The 25,173-nt window shown below is 58.5% G+C and carries 19 protein-coding genes; 10 read left to right on the plus strand and 9 right to left on the minus strand.

What is annotated here, in order from left to right; genetic code table 11:
* Positions 1 to 96: 96 nt before the first annotated feature.
* Together EC9_RS10120 and EC9_RS10125 are read left to right on the plus strand one after the other, a co-directional pair.
* Positions 97 to 2,037, plus strand: coding sequence for a S1C family serine protease (locus EC9_RS10120; RefSeq protein ID WP_145344653.1), 1,941 nt, complete (start codon positions 97 to 99; stop codon positions 2,035 to 2,037).
* 252 nt (positions 2,038 to 2,289) lie between these two features.
* Positions 2,290 to 3,033, plus strand: a complete 744-nt coding sequence (locus EC9_RS10125; protein ID WP_145344655.1) for a hypothetical protein — start codon at positions 2,290 to 2,292, stop codon at positions 3,031 to 3,033.
* 85 nt (positions 3,034 to 3,118) lie between these two features.
* Here EC9_RS10125 and EC9_RS10130 read toward each other — a convergent pair whose 3' ends face one another.
* The 3 genes from EC9_RS10130 to panB all read right to left on the minus strand — a co-directional run bounded on the left by EC9_RS10130 (position 3,119) and on the right by panB (position 5,596).
* Complete coding sequence (locus EC9_RS10130; RefSeq protein WP_145344657.1) at positions 3,119 to 3,757, minus strand: hypothetical protein; 639 nt, start codon at positions 3,755 to 3,757, stop codon at positions 3,119 to 3,121.
* Positions 3,758 to 4,040: 283 nt separating this feature from the next.
* Entirely contained in the window at positions 4,041 to 4,802 is a 762-nt protein-coding gene (locus EC9_RS10135; RefSeq protein WP_145344659.1) for an FkbM family methyltransferase, read from the minus strand.
* Complete coding sequence (panB, locus tag EC9_RS10140; protein WP_145344660.1) at positions 4,799 to 5,596, minus strand: 3-methyl-2-oxobutanoate hydroxymethyltransferase; 798 nt, start codon at positions 5,594 to 5,596, stop codon at positions 4,799 to 4,801. The genes EC9_RS10135 and panB overlap by 4 nt, the downstream gene beginning before the upstream one ends.
* Positions 5,597 to 5,872: 276 nt before the next feature.
* On the opposite strand from panB, the gene EC9_RS10145 reads away from it, so the two are divergent.
* Together EC9_RS10145 and EC9_RS10150 are read left to right on the plus strand one after the other, a co-directional pair.
* Positions 5,873 to 7,537, plus strand: coding sequence for a hypothetical protein (locus EC9_RS10145; protein ID WP_145344662.1), 1,665 nt, complete (start codon positions 5,873 to 5,875; stop codon positions 7,535 to 7,537).
* A gap of 39 nt (positions 7,538 to 7,576) precedes the next feature.
* Positions 7,577 to 8,875 (plus strand): polysaccharide biosynthesis/export family protein, encoded by a 1,299-nt coding sequence (locus EC9_RS10150; protein WP_246106050.1) that lies wholly within the window; start codon positions 7,577 to 7,579, stop codon positions 8,873 to 8,875.
* On the opposite strand, the gene EC9_RS10155 is transcribed toward EC9_RS10150, so the two are convergent.
* Complete coding sequence (locus EC9_RS10155) at positions 8,872 to 9,519, minus strand: metallophosphoesterase family protein (protein ID WP_246106051.1); 648 nt, start codon at positions 9,517 to 9,519, stop codon at positions 8,872 to 8,874. The genes EC9_RS10150 and EC9_RS10155 overlap by 4 nt on opposite strands.
* Positions 9,520 to 9,868: 349 nt before the next feature.
* Between EC9_RS10155 and EC9_RS10160 the strand changes: the two genes are divergently transcribed.
* The 4 genes from EC9_RS10160 (at position 9,869) to EC9_RS10175 (ending at position 16,228) form a co-directional block, all read left to right on the plus strand.
* Positions 9,869 to 11,998, plus strand: a complete 2,130-nt coding sequence (locus EC9_RS10160; RefSeq protein WP_145344671.1) for a vWA domain-containing protein — start codon at positions 9,869 to 9,871, stop codon at positions 11,996 to 11,998.
* 161 nt (positions 11,999 to 12,159) lie between these two features.
* Positions 12,160 to 12,522 (plus strand): nucleotide pyrophosphohydrolase, encoded by a 363-nt coding sequence (locus EC9_RS10165; protein ID WP_145344674.1) that lies wholly within the window; start codon positions 12,160 to 12,162, stop codon positions 12,520 to 12,522.
* Positions 12,523 to 12,701: 179 nt separating this feature from the next.
* Entirely contained in the window at positions 12,702 to 15,473 is a 2,772-nt protein-coding gene (locus tag EC9_RS10170) for a hypothetical protein (RefSeq protein ID WP_145344677.1), read from the plus strand.
* Between the two features lie 173 nt (positions 15,474 to 15,646).
* Positions 15,647 to 16,228, plus strand: coding sequence for a hypothetical protein (locus EC9_RS10175; RefSeq protein WP_145344680.1), 582 nt, complete (start codon positions 15,647 to 15,649; stop codon positions 16,226 to 16,228).
* Positions 16,229 to 16,248: 20 nt separating this feature from the next.
* Here EC9_RS10175 and EC9_RS10180 read toward each other — a convergent pair whose 3' ends face one another.
* From EC9_RS10180 to EC9_RS10190, 3 genes are all read right to left on the minus strand, one after another.
* Positions 16,249 to 16,713 (minus strand): DUF1569 domain-containing protein, encoded by a 465-nt coding sequence (locus EC9_RS10180; protein ID WP_246106052.1) that lies wholly within the window; start codon positions 16,711 to 16,713, stop codon positions 16,249 to 16,251.
* 32 nt (positions 16,714 to 16,745) lie between these two features.
* Positions 16,746 to 18,440, minus strand: coding sequence for a flagellar hook-associated protein FlgK (flgK, locus tag EC9_RS10185; RefSeq protein WP_145344686.1), 1,695 nt, complete (start codon positions 18,438 to 18,440; stop codon positions 16,746 to 16,748).
* A gap of 196 nt (positions 18,441 to 18,636) precedes the next feature.
* The gene (locus tag EC9_RS10190; RefSeq protein ID WP_145344689.1) at positions 18,637 to 19,119 is read right to left on the minus strand and encodes a hypothetical protein; all 483 of its coding nucleotides are present in this window, start codon (positions 19,117 to 19,119) and stop codon (positions 18,637 to 18,639) included.
* 277 nt (positions 19,120 to 19,396) lie between these two features.
* Between EC9_RS10190 and EC9_RS10195 the strand changes: the two genes are divergently transcribed.
* On the plus strand, positions 19,397 to 20,368 hold the full coding sequence (locus EC9_RS10195; RefSeq protein WP_145344692.1) for an AAA family ATPase: 972 nt from the start codon (positions 19,397 to 19,399) through the stop codon (positions 20,366 to 20,368).
* Complete coding sequence (locus tag EC9_RS10200) at positions 20,365 to 21,726, plus strand: DUF58 domain-containing protein (RefSeq protein WP_145344695.1); 1,362 nt, start codon at positions 20,365 to 20,367, stop codon at positions 21,724 to 21,726. The genes EC9_RS10195 and EC9_RS10200 overlap by 4 nt, the downstream gene beginning before the upstream one ends.
* A gap of 43 nt (positions 21,727 to 21,769) precedes the next feature.
* Here EC9_RS10200 and EC9_RS10205 read toward each other — a convergent pair whose 3' ends face one another.
* Together EC9_RS10205 and EC9_RS10210 are read right to left on the minus strand one after the other, a co-directional pair.
* Positions 21,770 to 23,044, minus strand: coding sequence for an OmpP1/FadL family transporter (locus tag EC9_RS10205; protein WP_391556713.1), 1,275 nt, complete (start codon positions 23,042 to 23,044; stop codon positions 21,770 to 21,772).
* Between the two features lie 226 nt (positions 23,045 to 23,270).
* Positions 23,271 to 24,647 (minus strand): SAM-dependent methyltransferase, encoded by a 1,377-nt coding sequence (locus EC9_RS10210; RefSeq protein WP_246106054.1) that lies wholly within the window; start codon positions 24,645 to 24,647, stop codon positions 23,271 to 23,273.
* Between the last annotated feature and the right edge of the window lie 526 nt (positions 24,648 to 25,173).

The raw sequence follows: 25,173 nt of genomic DNA on the forward strand, positions 1-25,173 counted from the left end.
GAGAAGAGCAAAGCCGCTTAGAATGAGTTGTATGCATCCAGCCCGGCTGCCGCGGTCTAGGGATTAGGGCCCGCCCACCTGAAAAATGAGTCGACTATGATCAATTGCTTTCGATATATGCGTCGCGTGCTCCTGTGGTTCGCCGTCTTGTTCGCTGTCGCGGCGAATTCTTCCCGGGGGCAAGATCTGCTGGCGTTCGAATCGCAGGAAGTCAGCGATTTGGAAACGGATCTCCCGACGATCGAAAAAGCGTTCCCGACCCAGATCGACGACTTTCGCGAACTCGAATCGATACTTCAACCACTCGCCGCCAAGGCGATCGCTGCCACGGTAGGTGTTCGTTTGGGCGATGCTTATGCAAGTGGCGTGATCGTCAGCGCTAGCGGGTATGTCTTGACCGCCGCGCACGTCAGCGGTTCGCCGGGGCGAACTGTCCAGTTGACTCTTTCCGATGGTCGAAAGGTGCGGGGCAAAACGCTCGGGCAGAACACCGATGTCGACGGGGCGTTGATCAAGATCGATAGTCCAGGGCCGTGGCCTTTTCTGCCGGTGGCCGGCCCGAAGACGACGACAAAACCGGGGGATTGGTGTTTGGCTACTGGACATCCCGGCGGTTACGATCAAAAACGCTCCGCCCCGCTGCGATTGGGCCGCGTCATTTCGGTCAATGGATACCGCTTGCGGAGCGATTGTCCGATCGAACCGGGAGATTCGGGGGGGCCGTTGGTCGACCTACGCGGATATGTGATCGGTGTCCACAGTCGGATTTATAATGATGCGACCGGCAACCTTCACGTTCCGATCGTGACCTATCGACGGACATGGGAGCGGTTGAAGGACAGTCAGGTTTCGGTGTTGGGACCTGCAAGTAGCTTTTTGGCTCAGTTTGATTTCGATCAGGACGGACGTTTAACGCTGACCGAACTGCCCGATGGGCCACGCCGCGACGCCTACCTGCGATTGGCCAAAACGTATGATTTTGACGCCGAACAACCGCAGGAGATAAGCGATCTGCGATCGCGGATCGGTTTGGATCTATCCAAGCGTCGAAACGTGCAACTCGAGCGCCCCGGCCAGATGCTGTTCGACAGCCCCGGTGAACTCGATGCCCTCAGCAAGCATCACTATACACGCGGGCTGGCTGCACTGAACGTGCTGCGGAACGCGACGGAAGAGGCGAGCCGTTGGACGGTCGATGTGCTGGTCGATGGAGAGCAGGTCGCGACCGGAACGATTCTCGACAGCGATGGATGGGTCGTGACGAAGGCGAGCGAGTTGGAAGCGGTCGTCGATCGCCAATGGATCACATGCCACTTGTTCGACAGCGAACGCTATCGGGCGAAGCTTGTCCAAGTCGATCGGCAGTACGATCTGGCCTGGCTGAAAATCGATGCGACCGACCTGTCGGCGGTTCAATGGAAGACCGACGGCGCGGCGGCGGTTGGGCAATGGGTGATCAGCACCAGCCGCGGCCGCACACCATTGTCCGCCGGCGTGATCAGCGTCCCTGCCCGCGAGATCCGATCGACACCTGGTTTCATGGGCGTCGGTGGATCGCCGACGCGCCCCGATGCTTATGTCGAATCGATTGTCAAAGGTAGTGGCGCCGACCGTTCGGTTCTCCGAGTGGGAGACGTGATCCTAGCCGTCAACGGTGTCAACATCTCCAGCTTCGCGGCCCTCACCACCGAAGTGCGACGTTTTGTGGGGGGGGATGTGATCAAATTGCGGGTCCGTCGCGATGCCCGCGAGATGACCGTCGCGGTGCGATTGGGGCATCGGTCCGATCCCAAGTCGCAGGACGACGCGGCGATGGCGGGGCGGTTGAGCGAGCGACGCGATGGGTTCCCGTTTGCTGTGACGCACGATAGCGTCCTGTTGCCCGAGGAGTGCGGTGGACCGTTAATCGATCTCGATGGCAAGGCCGTTGGGATCAATATCGCGCGGTCGCAGCGGACCGGGACGCTAGCGTTGACGTCCGAGACGGTGGAGCGATTGTTCCGTACGATCAAGCAGCGGTTCGCAACGGCGGAATAGCCGATGTGTCCCAAGCGGAATGCGAGCTTTCAAAATTGAGCCGTTTGCCATTGAGATGGGCGAAAGCGTTGGTTTTGCAGGATTTGCAGGCAATTCTTGGTTGACATTTGCCCGCTCTTGGCGTCAATGGCCTATACACTGGCACTCGGGGGATTAACAATTGCTTGAGGCAGCAATCGCGCTGGCAAAGCTCGTGCCGTCGAGTCCTCTCGATCCTGCCACTTTTCGCATCACCACCATGAGGAGACATGAATGAGTGGGTACGACGCCTTCAGCGACGACTACTATATGAACATGCATCTATCCACCGAGCTGGATATGCCGCGTGATCGGGAGTCGGTGATGCACTTCTTCGAGCAGATCCAGCGTCGCTATCCGTCGATGCAAAACTTCTACGCTCGCGAGAAGAACGAATTTGTCCTGGAAGAGGACAAGGAGTCGGGGCAATACAATTGGGCTTCAGTCGAAGCGCGACGCGTTAGTTGCGGCGGAGTGAACCCCAAGAATATCGACGATTTGGTCGCCCAGCATCGCTCGGTGCTCGAAACCGCACCTTACGCGCTCTCGATCAGCCCGCTGGAATGCGAATCGTTGAGCGTGATGTTTGGATTCGACTTCACCTTTCGCGGCAACCAAAACGAATTGCTAGCCGAAGCGTTGGGCGTATTGCCGGCGTTTGAGAAGGCGCTCGAAGTCCCTGGGATCTCATTGCTGTCGCACGAACCGTCGATCCAGTTTGCGTTGGACGATCAGTGTCGCACGCAGTGCCGGATCGGATTCGAGACCCGCACGACGGCTTATCAGATCCGGACCACCGATTTTTCCGAAGATCAATTGAGCGTCTATCTGACGGTTCGCCGTTTTGACAGTCTCAGCGTCGGGCAGAGCTTTGCCGAAGAGTACGGTCGCTTGGCCGCGTTGGGACGCGATCTGGTCGACGAATACTTGATCGAAAACGTGCTCCGCCCACTGCAACAGACGATCGCCTTGCACTGACGAATCGTCCGTTCGGTTGCCGGCTCGCCAGTGGCGAGCGTGTCGTTGGCCCGTCAGGCTTGCATGCTTTCATCCCGCTGACGTGCTAGCGGATGACGGGAGCTTCGGTATCCAAAGGGACGCCCGATTCGGACCCCGGAGCGGTCGCCTGCAGCGTTGGCTGTTGGCCGGCAGGGTTCGCTTGGGGTTGGAACATCGCGGCGAGATCGCTGCCGTTTTCAAAGTCGACGACAATCGGAGCGTCGCCGGTCGCCTGGCCGATCACCAGACCGGAGATCTTCCAGTTGCCCGCTTCCTGTTGAACCGCCCATACGACTTCGAACGTTTGCGATTCGCCCGATTCGGAAGGTTCGGTCCAGTGCGAATGGACCAATGCGGCATCGGTTTGCCCCGGGACGGGTTCGCTACGGGTGACTTCAAATTTCGCGTCGGGCGAACCGATCGGCTGCATCACCAATCCGGTGCGACGGAATTCATCGCGAGCTTTGGTCGTTACCAAGCTGAGCGATTCGGTGTCCGAGCCGCCGCGACGCATGGCGTCGAGAAACTGGCTGACCACATTGGCGGCCGGGGTCATGTCGACGGCTGGCTTGGGAGCGGGGGAGGCTGCAGGATTTTGGCTAGCATTGTTTTCGGCGACCGGCGCACTGCTAGAGCCGCAACCGACAACCATCGACAAAGCCAACAGGGTCAATCCTAGACCGGTTTGTTTGCTCAAAGTCATAGTTTAACTGTTTGTCTGAATTCCAGGGGGGCGAGCGCTCGCACGGACAGGGGGAATCGTTTTTTGCTTGGAGGCAGATCAGCCGCGGCGCGATAGATCACGGTTCGTTGGAGAACCGGACGCTAGCGCGTGCCAGCTGATACCGTCAACTGAAACACCGATTTGCCCTGCTCGCTTAGGTAGCGCTGAAGATTCCGGCAATCGAATTGCCGCCAGAGATGTGTGGTATGCAATTCAAACGGCCGCGGTCAACCTCGATTTCCCCGCCGCAACCGTTGAAAATTCATCGCCAGCAGAGCAGCTGGGTCTGGGTTGGTCGGGCTGTCGCTTGCCACTGGGCCAGATGGGGTGGCAGGGCGAATTCGTAATCCCGCTGTTGCGCGTCGACGGTAAAACCGGCGGCGGTCAATTGTTGCGTGATCGCATCGACGGAATTCTCCGCCAATGTGGCTGGCGTCTCGTGCACCTCGACATAGATCGCATGGATCTGCGGCAATTGGTGGGCGATCTCTTGCAAAACCGCTTGCTCGCTCCCCTCGATATCCAGTTTCAGAAAGTCGATCTGTTGGTCGGCGATCAGGGGGGAAAGCCTGCGGCAGGCAACCGTTCGGCTGGTCGAACCCGGTCGTTCGGCCCAGCCCGCGTTCAACGAGTTGCCACGTCCATCGGCGGTTGGCGCCAGGTCGCCGTAGAATGTCGCCTGGCCATCGCAATCGCTGACGGCCGCTTCGATACAGCGAACACCGGGAAGGTCGTTAACGTCGACATTCCGCTGCAATGACGCGAAGGCAAACGGGTCGGGCTCGAAGCAAATGATCTTGGCGTGTGGCCAGCGAACCTTGCATTCGAGCATCGTCACGCCGATGTTCGCACCGCAATCGATAAACAGTGCGTCGTCGGCGCGAGGGGTGAAGAAGGCGGGGAATTCGTCCGCCTCGCGACACATCGACTCCATCGCCTCGGCGTCGTTGTAGTGCAGCCGGTAGCCGCGAAATCGTGTGACTCGAGAAATGGGAAAGGCTCCTGCCGCTGCGAGGCTGATCAAAATTGATGTTCGGGGCCGGGATAGGCTCCGCTTTTCACTTCTTTAGAATAAGCTTGCACCGCCGACACGATCTGGCCGCGGACGTCGCTGTATTGCTTGACAAATCGCGGCATATATCCGCTGGTGAATCCGATCAGATCGTTCGTGACCAAAACCTGGCCGTCGACATCTCCGCCGGCGCCGATTCCGATCGTGGGAACTTGGACTGCCGCGGTGATCTGAGCGGCGATGTCGCTCGGCACGCATTCGATCAGAACCGAAAACGCCCCCGCATCGGCAGCCGCTTGGGCATCGGCGATCAACCGATCGGCATCGCGTTGGACGCGGTATCCGCCATCGATATGGATGTTCTGCGGCCGCAAGCCGACGTGGGCCATCACGGGGATGCCAGCGGTCACCAAGGCTTCGATCCGATGGGCCTGCTCGCTTCCCCCTTCCAGCTTGACCGCCCGACAGCGTGTTTCCTTCAAAATCCGGGCTCCCGCAGCAAGCGTGCGGTCGAGATCCAGCTGGCCTTCGGGAAAGGGCAGATCGACGACCACCAGAGCCCGCCGCGCCGCGCGGCCGACCATTTCGGCGTGATAGATCATCTGATCCAGCGTCACCGGCAGGGTGGTATCGTGCCCCTGCACGACCATCGCCAAACTATCGCCGACCAGCAGGACATCGATCCCCGCGTCGTCCAAAGCGCGCGCTGTCGGAAAATCGTAAGCGGTCAGCATGGCGATCCGCTCTCCCTTGGCTGCCATCTTTGCAAGCGTTTGGGTTGTGACGGGGCTTGTTGTTTCGGACATATCTCTCCCAGTTTGCCACGAGAGGCCACGATCTGGATGCCCAGTTTATCAGGGCTTCCTGGGTCCGCCCGAGCGGGGTGTTTTGGTAAGTTTTGAGGCCTAGGCTGCCTATTCTCAATGTTCCGGTTGTTCCACCGGTTTCAAATGCAACGGTAATTCGTTCGCCTGATTCGATGGTTATACCGGTTGTAACACACCGATCTGAATTAGGCACGATGCCGTTTCGTATTGTGCCGCCTAACCCCGTTTTTCGGTTCGGATCACGAGTGTCAACGGATGAACTCCAAGATATCTGCCGCCAAGGCTCGAAACATCACATTGCTGGCAGCTCTGCTGAGCTCGCCAGCAGTGATCGCCGCCGACCGGTTGGACGATTGGTCGAGCCCGCGCCCCATTAAATATGCTGCCAGCAGTTCGTACAGCGCTCAAACCCAATCCCCATTGCCAGGCGCCGCCGCGCCGCGAGAGGGATCGTCCGAGCATTCTCAGGCTGCTGCGCTGTTGTCCGAGTCGACGATCGTACCGCGACCCCCCGAACCGCCGTTGAGCACGGAATCGGTGGTGGATGCGGCGGCAACGCCCGTTGCGCAGCGGGGGCTCTTCCCCGCAGCCGAGCCGATGCGGCCGGAGCATGTCGGCATACTGACCTCCCCCGTGGCAGTGTCGACTCCGACGAACGATCCAGCTCGCGACGGCAACGCCTACCCATACCGCAACCCCGCCACCACCACGCCCGCGGTACGACGCGATCGGATCGCTGCGTCATCGATGCATCTTGCAGCGGCGCAGCGTCCCGAACCGACATACGCTGCGGAGCCTGCGAACGCGGCCCCCGTGGAGCGAGCGTCGCAATCGGTGCTGGACGTCGCATCGCTGCAAGGACAGACGCCAACCGGATACCAACCGATGGATGCAATGCCACCGTCGCTGCAGTTGCAACCGGCAATGCCTCCGGCTCGATCAACCTCTACTTCGCAAACCGTGGCCGTCGAACAGCCGTTGTTGCCCGTCCCCAACGTCGGAACGAAAACGGTATCAAATTGGCAATTGGGACGCTTGGCTTCGCAAAAGATTGCACAGGCCGAAGAACTGCTGTCGCGTCAATCGCCGATGGCGGCTCGTCAACAAGCGATCGAAGCGTTGCACCTGATCGCCCAATCGACCGATGAGACGACGCGAAGCAGCGAAGGGACCGAAGCGCTGACGCAAGCCTTGACCGCGATCCGCGAAGCGTCCGACTTTTTGGGCCGGTTTGGTGTTGTCGATGCGACCGCGATGCAGCGGCTTGTCGATTCGCATTCCACGCTCGTCCTCAAACGCTGCGACTTGGAACAGGTAACTCCCCTGCGAGCCGCCGACGTCTATTACGAATTCGCACGCGGTCGCTTTGTCGACGCCGTCGCTGGTTGGGCTCCCGCGTCGCGGGCGCTGATCATCGTGGCGAAAACCGAACCCTTGACCGCTGATGTTGGCGACAGCAACCTGTCGGCAGCTCAGGTCTGCTGCCTGCGATCGGCGATCGCTTGCGATCCCGACAACGCGGTCGCCGCCAACGAACTGGGGCATGAATTGCTCGCCCTGGGAATGTTCGATGAAGCCCGTTGGGCCCTGGAACACAGCTACGCCAAACAGCCCTCGACCGCCGCGCTGCAAAACCTCGCCGAACTGCATCGTGTGACGGGCAACATGGAACTGGCTCAAGCCTGTGCGACCAATCTTGCTCTGCTGCAAAGCCAGCAGCCACGCGTCGCCCAAGTGGTGCAATTAACACCATCGCAGTTCGCTCAAATGTCGCCTCAAGTGATGTCGCCTGGAACGCCACAGGTCGCCGCCGCAGGAGAACCACCGGTATCTCCGCACGTTCAACAAACCAACCCCGAACCGCAGCAGCAAGGCCGCGTGGCCAGCACTTTTGACCGTGTCAAAGGGATCTTTCGCTAGGAATCATTGATGTCTTGCTTGATGAGTGGGAACGCACGAATGTCCTTTAAAAATGTTGCCCAAATCGTATTGTGGGGCCTGATCTGCTTCGGCGGTCTATCGACCCAGCCCGCCGTCGCGCAGGCCCAAGTGCAATACGCGCAACCGGGATACGAGGTTGCGTCATCAAACGGTACGGTTTTGGGAGCGCCGCGAGCGCTCACCGGCCCGTCGGCGGCAGCTTGCAATTGCGGCAACCTCACGCCACCGGCGGCCTGCCTGGGCAGCTGCCAGCCCTGCATGAAAGGTTTCGATTGCGCCAACGGACAATGCAATCCAAAGCTGAAATGGAAGAACATGTACCCGATCGATTTCGGGCCCTATGGGCAGGGGGAATACGCCGGTCCGTCGCGTTTGTCTCACATGCGAGAATACCGGGTCCGCGTCGGTGACACGCTGCAGTTTACGTATGTTCTCTCTCGCGACATGATGCGCAGTTCGTACCGGATTGGCATCGGCGACCAATTGCTGATCGAATCGTTGGCCGACGAAGAGGTGCTAACCCGCGGTACGTTCGAACGCGGTTTGGAGGTGCAGCCCGACGGAACGATCTCGGTTCGCATCTTGGGGTCGATTCATGCCGCAGGTTTGACGATCGATCAGCTGCGTGATCAGCTCGAAGAAAAGTACAAAAAGTACTACAACGAACCAGGCATCGATGTGACGCCGATCAAGACGAACATCTTGTTGGAAGACATTCGCAATGCGATTGGCGGTGCCAGCGGTTTGAACGAACAAGCGATCGCTCGCATCGTGACTCCCGATGGACGCGTGGCGTTGCCGAAAATTGGCCCCGTCTGCGTGCAGGGACTAACTCTGGCGGAAATCAAAAAAGAGGTCAATCTGCGTTATCGATCGATGGTCGTAGGGCTCGAGGTCGAAGCAGGCTTGCAACAACAAGCGACTCATTTTGTGTCGGTACTCGGCGAAGTAAATCAACCGGGACGGTTCGAGATGCAAGGTCCCACGACCGCCCTGACCGCGATCGCATTGGCCCAAGGGCACCTGGTCGGTGCCAACTTGCGACAGGTGGTCGTCTTCCGTCGCGCCGAAGATTGGCGTTTGATCTCGACCGTCTTGGATCTGCGAGGTGCAATCCTCGGAAAATCCCCGCTCCCCGCGGATGAAATTTGGCTCCGCGATGGCGATGTCGTCGTCGTGCCGTCGAGTCCGATCCGATTGTTCGACAACTTCGTCCGTCAGGTCTTCACCGAAGGAATCTACGGCATCGTTCCGTTCAGCGGCTTTAGCGTCGTCGACGCCGTCAACGGATTTGCACTCGAGAACGTCGTGAACTAACGGTCCCTCAGCTGCCCCGAGATATCTGCCTGCCAGGTCTGCCGGGTTCGAACATCCATCGCCGTCAGCCAACCGCCGCCGTAGCAGTAGGTGTCCAAGCAGACGAGGTGCCCAAAATCCATGATCTCACCCTCCTTGTGAGCCGTGTGGCCGACAAAACAAATTTTGCCATTTTCGTGAGCTGGAGGGAGACCCTCCTTTAGTGAGTGCCAACGCAGAAGATCGGCCGGTTGATAATCGAGTGGTAGGTCGTGTTTGTAAGCCGCGTGCGTGAAGAAGTAGTCATCGGTTTCGTAGTAATCTCGCATCGCATCGAAGAAGGCGTGATGCGATTCGGGGATTGCCGAAAAGTCTCCCGTAAAACCATAACTATCCAGCGTATCGATCCCACCAAATTGCAACCAACGCTGCGGCGGTTCCCCGTCGAGCACCCGCAACATCATCTCCTCGTGGTTCCCCAGGATCGTGATCAGCTGGGTCTGTTGGGAGACTTCGAGCAACAATTCCACCGCCTGACGCGTCCCCTCGCCGCGGTCGACCACGTCCCCCAGGACGACCAGCGTGTCTTGAGGGGTCGGGGCGATCGAATCGAGCAGTGCCTGAAGCGCGTCGGAACATCCGTGTATGTCCCCAATGGCTATCAATCTCTCTTGCATATTTAATCGATGGTTGCCAGTTGTGGAGAAGTTGTCGAGCCCGCGGTCGATGCAAGGTGAGTACAAAAGCCGTCGGTGCCCGTTCTAGCGACAGAGCCGGGTGCGGAAAAAGTCCGTCGGGTGTCAGGCCAGAAACGACATTCGATTGATTTATATCGGTTAATCGACGAAAATACAGGTGGTCGTCGCCTGCCGCAACGTTAGACGTGGAAATAGCAGCGTCGATCCGGTATGCTATTACCGGGCCCCCCGCACAGCAAGTTGACGCCAAGTCGGCCGATTCACGCCAAACCGACGGGTTTGGTGCGTAAATCAATTCACCGAGGAACACGATCTTATGTCGATCGACATCAGCACCTCTTCCGTACCTGCCGAAGCCATTGCTGGTCCACAATCTTCCGCAAACCGTTCCGAGGCAATCGAGCGCGAGCGACTCGACGCGATCGCCGATCAGGCGGAATTTGAGGAGGAGGACTACGATGACGAGGATGACGACGAGAGTTGGTTCGACGATGAATCGATAGCTTTTGTCGCCAGTTTGATGGCCCACATGGGGATCGTGTTATTCCTTGCCTTGGCAACGTTTGCCCCCCACATCGATCCCGAAGCGATCGTGATCGTTTCGCCGATGCGTGACGTTGCCGAAGATAAGATCCATTCGATCGAAGAGATCGTTGCCAGCGAAGTACCGCAGGATCAGATCGGTTCGAACAGCGATTCGCTGGAGAGTGCGATCGCCATGGCGACGGCGGAAACGTTTGCTGAAACGGCCCAGATTCCCAGCCCGATGGATATGGCGCCGCAGGAGTTGGCGACGATCGATCTAAACAACTTCTTCACCGAACCGGTCGCTCCCACCCAGGCGATGGTGAACAAGAAAGGGAGTGTCGGTCAGGGACTCAACGGAGCCAAAGGGGCCGTCGATCGGTTGACCTTCGAGATTCTGCAATCGATGGAAGAACGCCCCACGTTGGTCGTCTGGGTGTTCGATCAAAGCGGGTCGCTGCATCGTCAACGTCAAGAGATTCGCGACCGCTTCGACAAGATCTATGAAGAACTAGGGATCATCGACAGCCAAAAAGAGAAGTCGGGCAAGCGAAAGAACGCCAGCGAAATTCCCTTGCTGACGTCGATCGTCGGTTTTGGCAAAGACGTAAGTCTGTTGACCGAGGAGCCGACCGACAACTTGCAGGTCATCAAAGATACCGTCAACAACATTGAAGTTGATTCCAGTGGCGTCGAACGCGCCTTTTCCGCCGTTTACATGGCGGCCAACGAATTCAAGAAGTACCGCGTCAAACGGGGGCCAGAAGGGCCGCTGCGAAACGTGATGCTGGTCGTCGTGACCGACGAACGGGGCGACGATCAAGAGGGGCTCGAAACGACGATCGATCTGTGTCGACGCTATGGTATGCCCGTCTATGTGATCGGATCCCCCGCTCCCTTTGGCCGCGAACACTCGCTGGTCAAATATGTCGACCCCGACCCGAAGTACGACCAATCCCCACAGTGGGCTCAGGTCGATGCGGGCCCCGAGAGCGTGATGCCCGAACGGGTTAAGATCGGGTACTCCGGAAACTATCAAGAAGAACCGGTGATCGATTCGGGCTTCGGGCCGTTTGCTCTGACTCGGTTGAGCTATGAAACCGGGGGGATCTATTTTTCGGTCCACCCCAACCGAAACGTCAACAAGCGAGTTCGTAAGAAGGATACCGAGGCGTTTTCGGCACAGATCGATTACTTCTTCGACTCCAACACCATGGCCCGCTATCGTCCTGATTACGTATCCCCCGAGGAATACGTCCGTCAGGTGCGGGCCAGCGCGTTGCGGACGGCTCTGACGACCGCAGCGAAAGATTCTCAGCTGGAGACGCTACAAGCGCCGCAGATGCGGTTTGTCCGTCGCAGCGAAGCCCAATTGGCGACTGAATTGGGAGACGCTCAGAAAGCGGCGGCGATCATCGAGCCCCAGTTGGTTCGGATGGCCGAGATTTTGCAGCAGGGATTGAAGGATCGCGACGAGGAGATGAGCCCGCGGTGGCGAGCTGGTTTTGATCTCGCTTATGGCCGCGTCTTGGCCCATAAGGTCCGTACCGAAACCTACAATGCGATGCTCGCCAAGGCGAAGCGCGGCATGCCCTTTCAAGAAGAAAAGAACAACACGTGGGTGATCGAAGCGGCCGATGAGGTCAGCGTCGGCAGCAAGTGGGAACGGGAGGCGGAGAAAGCTCGCGAGCTGCTTCAAGGTGTTGTCACGGAACACGCTGGAACCCCTTGGGCGCTATTGGCCAAGAACGAACTGGAGACTCCGATCGGTTGGAAATGGGTCGAAAAGTTTACCGACCTCGCTCCAGCAGCTCGTGCTGGCGGGAACAATAACAACAATAACAACATGACCGCGGCTGAGGATGAGAAGAAGCGGATGTTGAAGAAGCCTGCCCCCAAACGTCCTCTGCCAAAGCTGTAAGCCCTGTAGGGTGAAAGCACTCCACAACGCTTCGTCGAACGTTTGCCCGGCGAGAAGCGTCTCACCGGGGGATCGCGATGCGGTCCCCCCCTCTGTGAAACCGAAGAGCGGTTTCGGCCTGTTGGTATCGGATCTGCCGAGGAAGTTGTCGACTCATAAATATGAATGATTCCCAGACCTCCGTCGCCCAGCTCCGTGCTGTCGTCGACGAATTCGTCGACGAGCGTCAGTGGCAGAAATTTCATACGCCCAAAAATCTGTCGATGTCCCTGGCGGTGGAAGTGGCCGAGTTGATGGAACACTTCCAATGGCGGACGCCGGAGGAATCCGCAGCGATTGCGCAGGATCCCCAATTGCGCACCGAAGTGGCGCATGAGATGGCCGACGTCGCTTGCTATCTACTGGCACTCTCATCCACTCTAGGGATCGATCTTAGCGCTGCGATCGAGCAAAAGATGGTGCTCAATCGCAAGAAATACCCAGCCGAAAAGTGCAACGGCCAATGGGCTCCCCCCGAGTCGTGAGGCCCGGAACACCAGCGTTTTCATTGCTACCTGCAGGGCTGATTATGCGGCCGGTACCGATCTGATTGGATTTCAGCATTGCATCTGTCCGATCGATGATCAGGAAAGGATCGTTGCGTTTCGGGCCATTCCGGATCGTGCGAATTCAAGGACGAAGGCTTTAGCAAGGAGTGCGGGGCATGGGCCCATTACGAAAATTCCGGATCATTTTCTGGCCTGCGGCAGCGTCGGCAGCGGTGATCGGATTATTGTGCGTATTCGAGCGCGAACAGGTTCATCAAGGGGGGACCCCCGAGGTGCGATCGGCTTCGACCCGCCCTCTGCCACGTCCCTGGACGATCTCTGACGACGAACGAACACCGGGGCCGCGCGTTGCGTGGACGGGACCTTCGTTGAGTCGCGAGCCGTTTGAACGGAACGAGCTGTCGTATCCTTTCCCGCCAGCGGGGCCGCCGATTCCGACGCTGCAAACCTTGGAAGCTGTCGAAATCCCGATCGTCAGCAAACCAACCTACGACCTTCCCGTCGTGATCGAAACGCTGGAAGCTCCGGCCGGCCCAGATCCGTTGCCTGCCCAAGAATTTGCCTTTCAAGCTCCGCAAACGCCTTCGGTTTTGATGACCGACCTGAACGCCCCGTCGCTTGCCAAGACGACCCTGGAACCGGTGAGCCCGTCGGACTTGCACGACGACCAACCGTTGGTCACGTTGTCGGCCCCCAAGGTGAATGTCAAAGAAGAATTGGCCGGCTTGCCCGATCCACAGGCCTTTGACGATCCATTTGCCGGGATGCAATTAAGCAGCAATCGGATCGATCCGCAGCCGCTGGCTCGCAAGTCGCCCTCCCCCGAGCCCCCATCGTCCAGCATCAGCAGTCCCGTTGCGCGCACACCGGTGACGCAAGTGCCCACCGAATGGCCAAAGACTCCGGCGTTGGATGAACAATTGTTGGACGTCGAACAGACCGGTCCCGACGGGATCGCGTGGAGTGCGAAGGTTCGCGAAGTGCTCAAGGAACTGCGCGAAGAACCCAAACTGGCCACCGAGCAATCGGGCGTCTTGATCGATCGTTTGCGTTCGTTGGCCGACGGCGGTTATGGAATGGTCGACGAGAACGATCCGCTCGAACGTCAGCGCAGCTGGGTTGGAGCCGCCTATGCCGTCGAACGACGCGCCGACGTCTGGCATGCGGTTTGGAACAACTTGCATGCCGCCGCGGTCGGTGCTCGACAAGAGCGTCCGCAAGCAAAGTCGAACGTCTTAGAATTGGTTGCCGAATTGCGAGAACAGGTTAGCCAAACTCGCGACACCGCCGATTGGCAGACCTTTTTGATGCTCGACGAGATCGAAGCGGCCAGCCTGGGCAACACGACCGACGCTCAACGCCGGCTGATCGCTCAACGGTATCTATCGCGCGTCGAGTACACCGAACTGAGCGAAGCTCAAAGCGAATGGCTGCACAAATCGGCTTGTAAAGAGCTGGGGGAAACGATTCGATCGTGGGCGCATGGCCCCGTCGATTACGTCGCCTTGTTGGACCAAATTGAAATTCAAGAGACCGATACGCTCGACCGCGATGGTGGGCGTGTGGCCGCTACGATGCAGACGCTCCGTTTTGCGAGCAACCAAAGCGCCTATGCGATTGCCGAATCGATCAACCGCCACTACCGAAACGCGAACCTCCGCGTCTCGGTCTCCGCAGCGATGCTGAATCGGATGTTGCCGGAAATCCCCAGCAAAACCGAACCGATCCGAGACCGCGTTCTGGGCGCCTCGGTCCTTGGAACCAGTCGCGCGACGGCCGAATTGAACATCCGTCTGGAGCCTTCGCCAAACGCGTGGCAGATCCGTTTGGCGAGCCAAGGGAAGATCGATACGCAAACTTGGTCGAAACAAGGGCCTGCCGAATTGAAACACGTCGGCAACGCGAACTTTGATGCCGGGACCTTGATCCGCGTCGATCGCGGGGGCGTCGATGTCAGCCAGCCCGATGTGAAGGTCGATGCGGACAACCAATTGCGCCGACTGCGGACACAATACGATGGCTTTCCCGTGCTGGGGCCGTTGGTCCGTGAATATGTCAAGCAACGTCACGACGAGACCCGTTCGTATGCCCAGCGTTACAGCGAGCGTCGGATGCGATCGAAGATTGGAAGCCAGTTGAGCGAGACGTTGCAGAAACAGATCGACGAGGCGGAGCAGAAGTTTTCGTCCCGTTTGATCGGCCCCTTGGCGATGTTGGACCTTTCGCCGACCGTTGTCGACATGTCGACGACCGAAGAGCGTTTGACGGTTCGATATCGATTGTCGGGAGACTGGCAATTGGCCAGCTTTACGCCTCGACCACGGGCTCCAACACATTGCATGATGAGTGTCCAGATGCATCAATCGACGCTCAATAACGCAATGGCTCGTCTGGCGCCTCAAGGCCAGGCGGTATTGGTCGATTCGGCCATTCGCGAAACGATGCAGGTCTTTGGTTTCGAAGGCCGCAAAGCGACCGAGGAACTGCCCGACGACGTGCGGATTCAATTCACCAGCAGCCGCCCGGTGACCGTCGAAATTCATGACGGCCGTTTGGATCTGACGATGCGAATTATCCGGCTGGATCAAACCGACGGGATCACGCTGCGAAACTTCATCGTCAAAGCGTCCTATATCCCGAAGATCGATGGTTTGCGACCGACATTGGTTCGCGATGGCCATTTGAACATCAGCGGACCGCGGATGAGTCTTGGTGATCGCGTGGCGGTTCGCACGATCTTCAACAAGGTCCTTTCGCCCAATCGATCGCTGGAATTGACCAGCGAACAATTGCGGAACCATCCCGCGATGGAAGGGCTGGCGATCACTCAGTTCGAACTTCGCGATGGGTGGATCGGATTTGCGGTCGGCGATGAAGTGAATTATATGGCCGAAGCGGCGCTTTACTCGCAACCCGCCAAACGCTAACGCAGCGATCTGCTATGATCGCGGATCCTCGGCGGCCAACCGCGTTGGCCGCCGCCGTCCTTTCAACGCCGGCTGCCCAAGCTGCGTCGCTCGCACGATCGCTGCGAGCGTGCGGCCCCTTGTGCTCTCCCGGGCGTTGCTCACTTCCCTTGTCCCGATGGCCTTGCTGCGCGATGACTCTGATCGAACCCAACACCTCCGCCGAACTGACCGCTGGCGATCCGAACACCCTGGGACTGGCGCTGCGTCTGGTCTGGCAAGAGGATCGGTTTGGTCATGTGATTGAATTGCTGCGAGGAGGGGAACGGACGCCGTTGTTGCAGACGGTTGCCGATCCACAGCAACTCCCCTGGCCCGCCAATCCGCCGCTGCAACAGGCTTCGCTGGAAACGATCGATGGCCGCTTGGCGATCCTTGGCGTCGGGCTGGCCGGCACGAGTCATTGGAGCATCAGCATGGAGACGCTGGCCGGTGACAGCGAAGGCCTGCGGATCGATTGCGCTTGCCGCTGCACCTCGCTTCCCGAATCGCTAGGCAGCAGTTACCGCTGGGCCGATGGGGTCGACTGTCAAACCGACGCCTTTGCGGGGATTTTGTTTCGCGTCGACGAAGCCTGTGTTCAAATCGCCCCCGACGATCAGCAAACCGTTGCCAGCTGCAGCGGCGACGATCGGATCTGTGAAATACGTCCCGAGAGTCTTGGCGAAGGCAACGCCCAGACGGTTCGATGGTGTTATCAGATCTTGTTGATGTGAACGGGCGTCAGCCGGTTCGTTCAGGCGCCGTCGTGGGGAACTAAGAAGCTCAGATGATGGGCGGCATGGATCCACATAAAGTCCCGCCAATCGTCCGGTGACAGATCGTCCAACAACGCGTATTCCTTCATCGAGCCGTTGAACTCCGCTGCCCGCCGGATCGTGGCGATGCAGCGATCGATGACTTCGTTGTCGTCGCGATCGGTCGACGCCGGTGGCTGCAAGATCGGCAACGTCGGGGTGCCACTCATCAACTTGCGTTTCTTCAGCGCGTAACCAAAGCCCCATTTGACGACGGTCCGCCGCAGGATCCAAGGCAAGCGAAACCCAAAGCCATCCATTCCGCCAGTCATCGTCGCATCCAGGTGCTGGCAGATCTGCGTCAGATTCCAACGCTTCGTTTTGGTGTAACCAACGGCGCGGAGATGATCGATGTCGTCGATGACCGCCGCTGCGGTCGGCAGGTCGAGCGTTCTGCGTTTCAATTGTAGCCTTCTGGATTTGCGTGAGGCACGTATTAGAGTGAGACCAGCAATTCTAACATCTCGCTGGCCGTCGAGATCACCCGCGAACTCGCCTGGAAGGCGCGTTGCAAATAGATCATTTTAACCGCTTCTTCGTCGATGTTCACTCCGGTCACCGACAGATAATCCCCTTCGAGCGTCGAGTGATACGTGCGTAGCCCATCGGTCACACTCTGTTGGATCGCGGCCCCCTGAGTGATCGTGGTGACCAAGCGTTGGTATCGATCGCGAACCGAGACGTTTCCCAATTCGGGCAACGGCTTTTCAAACAGATCGACCAATTGGGTCAAGTGGTCCGCGTCGGTTCCAATCCCTTCAGCGCTGATCGCCAGATACTCCGGCGACTCCAGCAGTTTGTCGGAGATCGCCAGCGTCGCGGCATCGTTCCCCGTAAAGAAGGTGTTGATTCCACCGGCAGCCAGAAAACCGCTGGAATCGCTGCCGAATCCAAACGTCACGCCAGGCGTTGTCGCGGAGATTGTCAGCCGACCATCGGGTGTAATGCTCCCCTGCAGTCCATCGACAGCGCTAATCTGATTGGCGACATCGTTCAGAGTCGTCCCGTTGCCATCGCTGAACAGATCGATATCGATCCGGTGTGTCGAAAGCAGTTGGTTGGTATCGCCGAACAATTGCACTTCGAACGAACCATTTTCAGGCTGAAAATCGAGCCCCGCTTGATCTAACGAAACGTCGCGGGGAACCGCGACCGATGAGGTGAGGTCGGTATAACCGACGGTCCCCTTGCCCTGCGAATGGATGCGGTTGAACGATTCGGCAATCCCCGCTGCGATCGAATCGAGATCGGTAAGGAATTTGCCGTAGATCCCTTCGCGGGATTCGCTGATTCCCCCCAGCTTGCCTCCGGTGATCTGTAACGGTGCGTTGGTGTCGACGATTCGAATCTCCGACGCACTGCTGGGATCTTTGCTGACGTTGGTGCTGTAGACATCGCGCGAGATCGCATCGGTGACCAAGAAGTCGCCACCGACAAAGACGGCCACCGATCCGGTCGATTGTTCCTGGGTATCGATGTCCAGATATCCCGCCAGTTCGTTTAACGCCATTTCGCGTTCGTCGCGTAGCCCCGTCGCATCGCTGCCCAGCGTTCGGCCCCCTTCGATATCGACGATCTTGCCGTTGAGCGACGCGATCTTCGTCGTCAAAATGTTGACTTGTTCAATGTCTGCGGCGTAGGTGGCATCGGCTGCGTCGGCCAACTGGGTTGCCCCTTGGTGCAATCGTTGCACGTGATTGGCTAGCGTTTGTCCCTCCAGTACGACCTGTTGTTTCAACGCATAATCGCCGGGCTGATTGGCGAGGTCGTGCAGGCTTCCGTTGAACGACGACAATTGCGTGCTGAGATCAGCGTCCCCGAGTTCGTTGACCAGAGCTTCCAGTTGTTTCTGGGCTGATCCCAAGGTGTCGTTGGCGGCGAGCGCGGATGTGGCGTCTCGCAATCGTTCCGCCAACGCTTGGTCCAATGACTGCGTGATACCGATCGGCCGCACACCGCTGCCAATCAACAGGTCGCCCTGACGATTGACGTGCCCTGCTTCCTGGACAAGCTCTTGGCGAATGTAGCCCGGCGTGTTGGCGTTGGCGATGTTGTTGCCAACCACCTGCAGCCCAAGCTGGGCAACGTTCAGACCGCTGACCGATTTCTGGATAGCAGAGATTAGCGACATGGCGACGATTTCGCGTTGATGGAGACGAGGGCACGGATTTGCGGTGCGACACGAGTGCAAGCTAGCGGGCTGCCGCTTGCTGTCGTTGCCTTGACCAATGACGTTCTGGACGGATTCGCAACCCGCCCCGAGGCGAGATCGGCAGAAATCTCGCTGACCAGCGAAGCCGCAAGTGGCTTCTCACACGCGGTGAAAATCATGCCGCTCGATCCAAGAAGCTGCCGTTGGTCTCTTCGTCCGCCGAATCGTAGGTGTTCGGTTTGGCCGACACGCCCGACATCAACCGCAGCAATTCTTCGGTCACGCTGGTCAGATGGTATTGGCCGACAAACAAACCGATAGCTTTCTGGTGAATCCCGCGCAACTCGCTGCTGATCAGCGTGCAACGCTTGTCCAATTCGCTGGCGCGAGGATGTTCGATCGTCCCCAAGGCGGACTGCAGATTGGCCGGTGCGGTATCGGCGGCATCGGGAAATTCAACCAACAATGCCTCGCGTTGACTCAACTGCTGTTCGAGCACGCGCAACAGACTGCCTAATTTTGCACACGCGCTGTTGATCTCTTCGCTGTCCGCTTTCCGCGTCGCTTGCTCCAACCCAACCAGCGTCCCAGCGAGCGCATCGGAGGTCTCGTTGAGCTGCTGCAAATAGGTGTCGACATGATCCATCCAGTTCAGCATGAAACTAACCTTTCGCTAGGGTTGCGATCCCTCGAAATGCGGGGTCCCGTCGGCGCCGCCCGTTTTAGCTGCGCAACCGGTTCTGCTTCTCTCATCCTTAGTTTTCGGTTGTCACGCCGACGAGGGTCCAACGATTCATACCCGGGAAAGCTGTAGAAGTCGAAGAATTCCGCGATAGCAAACGTATCGCATTCACCGTCGATCTAGGCCACAATAGGTCCACCGACCCTGTGATTCCATTGTCCGCCGCTCCGTTCTTGGGCCCTTCCGATCCATCATGCCGCAACCTACATCGCCCAATGTGACGGAAGTTACCGAGCTTTCCAAAAAGATCATCAGCAACGTCGAACAAGCAATCGTCGGCAAGCGGAAACAATTGGTACTGTCGTTGGTCGCCTGGTTTTCGAGCGGACATATCCTCTTGGAAGATGTGCCGGGCGTGGCCAAGACGATGTTGGCCCGGGCGCTGGCCAGAAGCGTTGGCTGCAAATTTAAACGCGTTCAATGCACCCCTGACCTGCTCCCTTCGGACATCTCCGGAACGTCGATCTTCAATCAGAAGAGCGGCGAGTTTGAGTTTCGCAAAGGGCCGCTGTTCACCCAGTTGTTCCTAGCCGATGAGATCAACCGCGCCACGCCGCGAACTCAGGCGGCGCTGTTGGAAGCGATGGCCGAATCGCGAGTCACCGTCGACGGGACGACCTATCAACTGGAGGCTCCGTTTTTAGTTGTCGCGACGCAAAACCCGGTCGACCACGAGGGAACGTTCCCGCTTCCCGAAGCTCAACTGGATCGCTTCCTGATGCGTTTCTCGCTCGGCTATCCGTCGTTGGAAGAAGAGTTGCGGATGCTGGAATTGTTGCAGGTCCAACATCCGATCGACGGACTCAAGCCAGTCGCGACGGCGCAACAACTGGTCGCCTGCCAAACCGCGGTGCGACATGTGCATGTCGATCGCTTGGTCCGCGAGTACATCTTGCAAATCGTGCACGACACCCGCGAGCACGAAGACCTTGCGTTGGGAGCGTCGCCGCGGGCGACGATCGCTTTGTTCCGCTGCGCCCAAGCGATGGCGGCGATCCGCGGCCGCAGCTTTGTGCAGCCCGATGACGTCAAACGGATCGTCGGCCCGGTGATGAATCACCGCATCATCGTCCGCCCCGAAAGCCGGCTGAGGAAGGTCACCGCCGAAAAGGTGATGGAATCGATCCTCGGTGAGATCGCCGTCCCAACGGTCGGCGAAGCATGAACGCCGCCGCCCCGCCCGCCGATTCACGCCAAGCGGCGTCCGAGGGTTCCTTTAAATGGATCGCACTCGGCGCGGCGGTGCTGTTGGTCGGGATGCTGTTTGGTTCGTCGCTGCTGCTGTACACCGCTTACAGCGCGATCGCGGTCGTTGTCGTCAGCCGCTGGTTGACCAACGCATGGTCGGTCGCGCCGAGGGCGCACCGTGTCAGCGGCCCGCTGGAAGCGGAGATTGGCCAAGTCGTGCCGATCGAGATCGAGATTCAAAACACCGGGAAGGTCTTGATCCCCTGGCTGTTAGCCGAAGACTTATTGCCCCGCGACGCGTTGCTCTATAAGGTTCCCGCGCTGCAGATCGAAGGCGATCGAATTCGCGTCATCTCGCTATCCGCTGGCGAGACCGACACGATCCGCTACGAAATCAAATGCAATCGCCGCGGGTACTATCAGATCGGACCGACGGTCTTGGAGACCGGGGACCTGATGGGGCTGAACCGTCGCTACCGCGTCGGCGCTGTACCGCAGTATCTGCTTGTGATGCCACGCGTTGTTCCCTTGCACGGTTACGACATTCAATCGCGTCGCCCGATCGGCGAGATCCGCATGTCGCATCCATTGATGGACGACCCAACGCGAATCGTCGGTATCCGCCAATGGCAACCTGGCGATCCGATGCGGCGTGTCCACTGGTCGGCGACCGCTCGTACCGGGGAACTGCACAGCAAGATCTACGAAGCGTCGTCGATCGCCGGAGCGACGCTGGTGATCGATCTCCATCGCGACACCAATCCGCGGCAGCACGAACCGGTCCGCAGCGAGTTGGCGATCACGTTGGCCGCATCGATCAGCAACGCACTGTACCAGATGAATCAGCCGTTCGGTTTGGTCTCCAACGGACGCGACGCCGCCGATCGAATCCGGACCGAAGGTTTTATGACCGATTACCGGACGCGCGATGCCGCCACGCAGCATCTGAAAATGCATGAGGTCGACGCGCACCTGAAACCAGTCTGTCTGTCGGCTCAGCGCGGCCCGGTCCATTATCGCGACGTCCATCGGATGTTGGCGCGGTTGGAGATCACCGACGGGCTGAATTTGTCGCAGACCTTTTTAGAAGTCGAATCGCGGTTGTCTCGCGATACGACGCTGATCGTGATCGTGCAAAAGTGCGACTCCGGCACGGCGGAGGTGCTTGCCGGATTCAAACGCCGCGGCTGGGCAGTGACCGCGATCATCAACACCTTCGAAGTCGATGACTATAGCAAAGCGGCGGGCCCGCTGGTCGCCAGCGGGATCGCCGTCATGCAGTTGCGCGACGAAGCCTCGCTGGCGATGATCTGCCGCGCTCTGGTGGAACGCTAAACGCGGCGATATCGCGTCGCCGGTTGTTGCCGCGCGACGCTGTTTACTGCCGCATCAAGATACCGAAACTCAACACGTCGGCCGACATCTCATTGGTCACCGACGATCCGGGGATCGCTCCAACACCGGGCATCACGATCGGGCCGGTTCGCGAGTTCTCGAAGAAGTGCGAATAAGCGATGTTCAGCGCCAGCATCTCGTTCAACTTGTACGATCCACCGACACTCAACGTGTGTTCGTAGATCAGCGGCGTCGCGACGTTATAAAACGACTCGCTCTCGCGGACCGGATTTTGGTTGTACGAATACCCGCCGCGAATGAAGGCGCGGTCGCCGATAGCTCGCTGAGCACCAAACGCAACGGCCATCACGCTGCTCCAATCGAGACCGTTTAAACGTCCGGTGGCATCGTAGGTGGCGGGATCGCCGAAGCCGTCCGCGTTGGCATAATCGATGTAGCGGAGATCGACCGCCAGCAGCCATTTATCGAACCCGGCATAAGCGGTTCCCAACGACAGGATCATCGGAAGATCGATGTGAGCGCTCAATTCTCGTGGCGCTCCGGTTTCATCCTCTCCGTAGAATTCAAACTCTTCCATCCACGAAGGGCTTTTGAACGAGGCCCCGAAACGCCAGTCTTCGTTGGGAATGAAATAGACGCCCGCTTGCAAGCCGCCACCCCAGTGATACCGACTGGATCGCCCGGACGAATAAGTGGAATCGGAGTTGGCCGAACCAAACACAAACGGTTCCAATCCCACCTGGCCGCTCGTGATCACCGGGCCGCCGCCGATCGAGATCCGATCGGTGACGGCGTAGGAGATGACCGGCGCGATCTGCAGGAACGACGCCTCAGAGCTAACCCGGCCCAGCCCCGTCGGTTGAGGCGACATGACCGGATTGGTCGGATCCGATTGCACGTTGGTCTTGAATCCGGCGACTGCGTTGACGCTCAAGCCGAGGCTGACGGGCGAGTTCTCCAGATGATGAACCCAACCGATGTTAGGGATTGGAAACGTCCCGGGTTCGGCTTCCGTCGAACCGCTGAACGGACCAAAGGTCGAATCGACGCGGTGCTGCGTGAACAACAGGTCCATGCCGACTTCCAGCTCACCGTGTTCCATTCCACTGATGGTTGCCGGATTCCAATAGAGTGCACCAAGCGCACTGATCGGCGCAGCGGTTGATGCGCCTCCCATCCCCCGATGAACTGGGCCTGCTGATGATACAATTGCCCCTTGACCAAAACAAACACCTGTTGTGCCCAGCAACAGGAACATGCCTTGGACAAACTTTACGCAACGATGAAGTGTTGCCATAACTGCTGCCCCCCAATATCGACGAGTGAACGAATCCAATCTTCGTTCGGTCTTTGACAGCCTTATCGACTCTCGGCGACGGCGACCGTTCGCGATATGCCGTAAATGCAGTTACTTTGCGGAAGTCCCCCTGCAGCGTTTCGGGGTCTGGCAACCGATGATGGCAACGGCACGGCTGGCAACGCCGATAGGTTGCGAAGCGGTCCGACGACTGAACGCGATCGCGTTAACGCGGATTCGTCGGCCGACCGCCAAACGCGACTGCAAACTGATACTCCGATAACAGCGAATCGTCCGATTCCAGATACTCGCCCGACGGCGTCGTTTGCGTCTTGGCGAATCCGCAGCTATCCATCACTTCGGACGGCTGGTCACAGCCGAAGATGAAGCGTTCGCCAAGCTCATCCATCCCCTCGAGAAACTTAGCGACCTCGGGGTGCTGCGACGTTCCATCGACGACGCAGCGGGTGACAAAGTCGCACCAGATGCGACTGTCGCGATGCCCCAACAATTGGCTGGCCGATGTAAGAATGCGGCGGTTCTCCGCGGGGCTGAAGTACATCGAACAGCCTTCGTAGACGATGACCGTTGGCAGTTCGGGATCGAAATCGGGATGCTCCAACAACAGGCTGGCGATGTCGTCTCGCTTGAAGTCGGCGGCGACCATCCGGCGTCGGACGTCGGGGCGATCTTTCATCTGAGAGATCACACGCGTTCGCTCTTCGAGCATCTCGGGAAGATCCAGTTCGAAGTAGGTCGGCTTGGGCCCCTCGGCGAACAACCGGAACGGACGCATGTCCAATCCCGCCCCGAGGATCACTACCTGTTTCAGGTCTTCCACTGCGGTGATTGTTTGATCGATGTGGCCGGTTCGCGCCAGAACCATATCTTGCAACTGGGGCAATACGCGGCATAACCGGTTCGCCAGCAGTTCGCCATGTGGGCCCGCGGCGACGCGTTCGTGCCCCGAATCGAGCCGTAGTCGTTCGCTCTGCGATGATGATCGCAGACCGGCGATCATCCGCGCCGACGACTTCAGTTTGTGCTTGTACAGCGGAGAGATCTGCGGCTGCGCTTCGGTGGGGCGCAACTGGATCGAAGGCTGGGCGAAGTATTTCATCTCCGCTTCGGCGACGACATCTCCGTTGGCGGTGAAGACGACCGGCAGAGTGACCAAGACCCGTTTGCCGGCGAAATAACGCTGCCGAACCTTATTGGCAAGCTTCTCGGGAATCTCACAGAATCCACGCACATGTCCCGTGCTGGGGATTCGGTATTTAACATCCATCGATGCCAGCCACAGCGACGCCGACTCCTCTTCGTGACATGGATGTACCCCCACAACAGGCACACCTCGCAACAGCGCCGCCAACGCGATACCACCGGTGTAATCCGCAGACAACGAAATCAAGGCGGCCTGGTGCGTACCGTGCTGATTGGTCGACGCATAGCTGAGCGGCAACTCCGTTGTGCACATCCCCTCGCGGACCTCGGTTATCCGCCAATCGATCGCTTTCAAAACCGGGACCGCTTCATGTAACAAGCTTGTCACCAAGCCTGGGTTCATTCGGTTCTCGTAGTCCTGTTCCCAAGAAATGGACATCGGCCCCAGCTGTGAACTCACCATCTTCCAACCTCAATATCGATCCAATAAGACAAGATGCAAATGGTTCGAAGCTGCCAAGCGTCGGCTCTGCTTCGTGCAAATCGATGCTAGTTAGAGGGCGTGCAAAAGCTCCCATCGAGGTGGAGTTTGCGGGAAATACTATTGCGCAAATAGCGGATTCATCGAAGCCGCTCCAGGAGCTAGCACCTGTGGTGATGTGTCTCTATCCAGAGGTGCGTGGTTTGGTGGTCGAAGTCACTTCTTTGCAACGATCGTCACTGCAACGGTTATCTGGGTAGACACCATTTTGCATGCGGCACGACGCGCCGGTGTGGCATCACGGAGGGTTTCATGTCGATCTCGCAAGCCTGTCGAATCGGCGGTTGGAAAACTTTTTTCGAAGCCTGCCGCGTTTAGAACCTAAGCTTTCTTTGATGGCACGCCTCTGCCTGACCCCGTTGTATTCACCCACTGACGACTTGCCCTGTCGAAGCAAGGAGCGGCTTCCGTTTCGCATCCGATC

Source organism: Rosistilla ulvae, assembly GCF_007741475.1.
Taxonomy (GTDB): Bacteria; Planctomycetota; Planctomycetia; order Pirellulales; family Pirellulaceae; genus Rosistilla; species Rosistilla ulvae.

Coding starts and splice junctions, on each gene's coding strand:
- flgK (WP_145344686.1), bottom strand. CDS start 18,440: ATGTCGCTAATCTCTGCTATCCAGAAATCGGTCAGCGGTCTGAACGTT.
- EC9_RS10200 (WP_145344695.1), top strand. CDS start 20,365: ATGAACGCCGCCGCCCCGCCCGCCGATTCACGCCAAGCGGCGTCCGAG.
- EC9_RS10190 (WP_145344689.1), bottom strand. CDS start 19,119: ATGCTGAACTGGATGGATCATGTCGACACCTATTTGCAGCAGCTCAAC.
- EC9_RS10165 (WP_145344674.1), top strand. CDS start 12,160: ATGAATGATTCCCAGACCTCCGTCGCCCAGCTCCGTGCTGTCGTCGAC.
- EC9_RS10125 (WP_145344655.1), top strand. CDS start 2,290: ATGAGTGGGTACGACGCCTTCAGCGACGACTACTATATGAACATGCAT.
- EC9_RS10150 (WP_246106050.1), top strand. CDS start 7,577: ATGTCCTTTAAAAATGTTGCCCAAATCGTATTGTGGGGCCTGATCTGC.
- panB (WP_145344660.1), bottom strand. CDS start 5,596: ATGTCCGAAACAACAAGCCCCGTCACAACCCAAACGCTTGCAAAGATG.
- EC9_RS10170 (WP_145344677.1), top strand. CDS start 12,702: ATGGGCCCATTACGAAAATTCCGGATCATTTTCTGGCCTGCGGCAGCG.
- EC9_RS10145 (WP_145344662.1), top strand. CDS start 5,873: ATGAACTCCAAGATATCTGCCGCCAAGGCTCGAAACATCACATTGCTG.
- EC9_RS10195 (WP_145344692.1), top strand. CDS start 19,397: ATGCCGCAACCTACATCGCCCAATGTGACGGAAGTTACCGAGCTTTCC.
- EC9_RS10175 (WP_145344680.1), top strand. CDS start 15,647: ATGACTCTGATCGAACCCAACACCTCCGCCGAACTGACCGCTGGCGAT.
- EC9_RS10130 (WP_145344657.1), bottom strand. CDS start 3,757: ATGACTTTGAGCAAACAAACCGGTCTAGGATTGACCCTGTTGGCTTTG.
- EC9_RS10160 (WP_145344671.1), top strand. CDS start 9,869: ATGTCGATCGACATCAGCACCTCTTCCGTACCTGCCGAAGCCATTGCT.
- EC9_RS10210 (WP_246106054.1), bottom strand. CDS start 24,647: ATGTCCATTTCTTGGGAACAGGACTACGAGAACCGAATGAACCCAGGC.
- EC9_RS10205 (WP_391556713.1), bottom strand. CDS start 23,044: ATGGCAACACTTCATCGTTGCGTAAAGTTTGTCCAAGGCATGTTCCTG.
- EC9_RS10120 (WP_145344653.1), top strand. CDS start 97: ATGATCAATTGCTTTCGATATATGCGTCGCGTGCTCCTGTGGTTCGCC.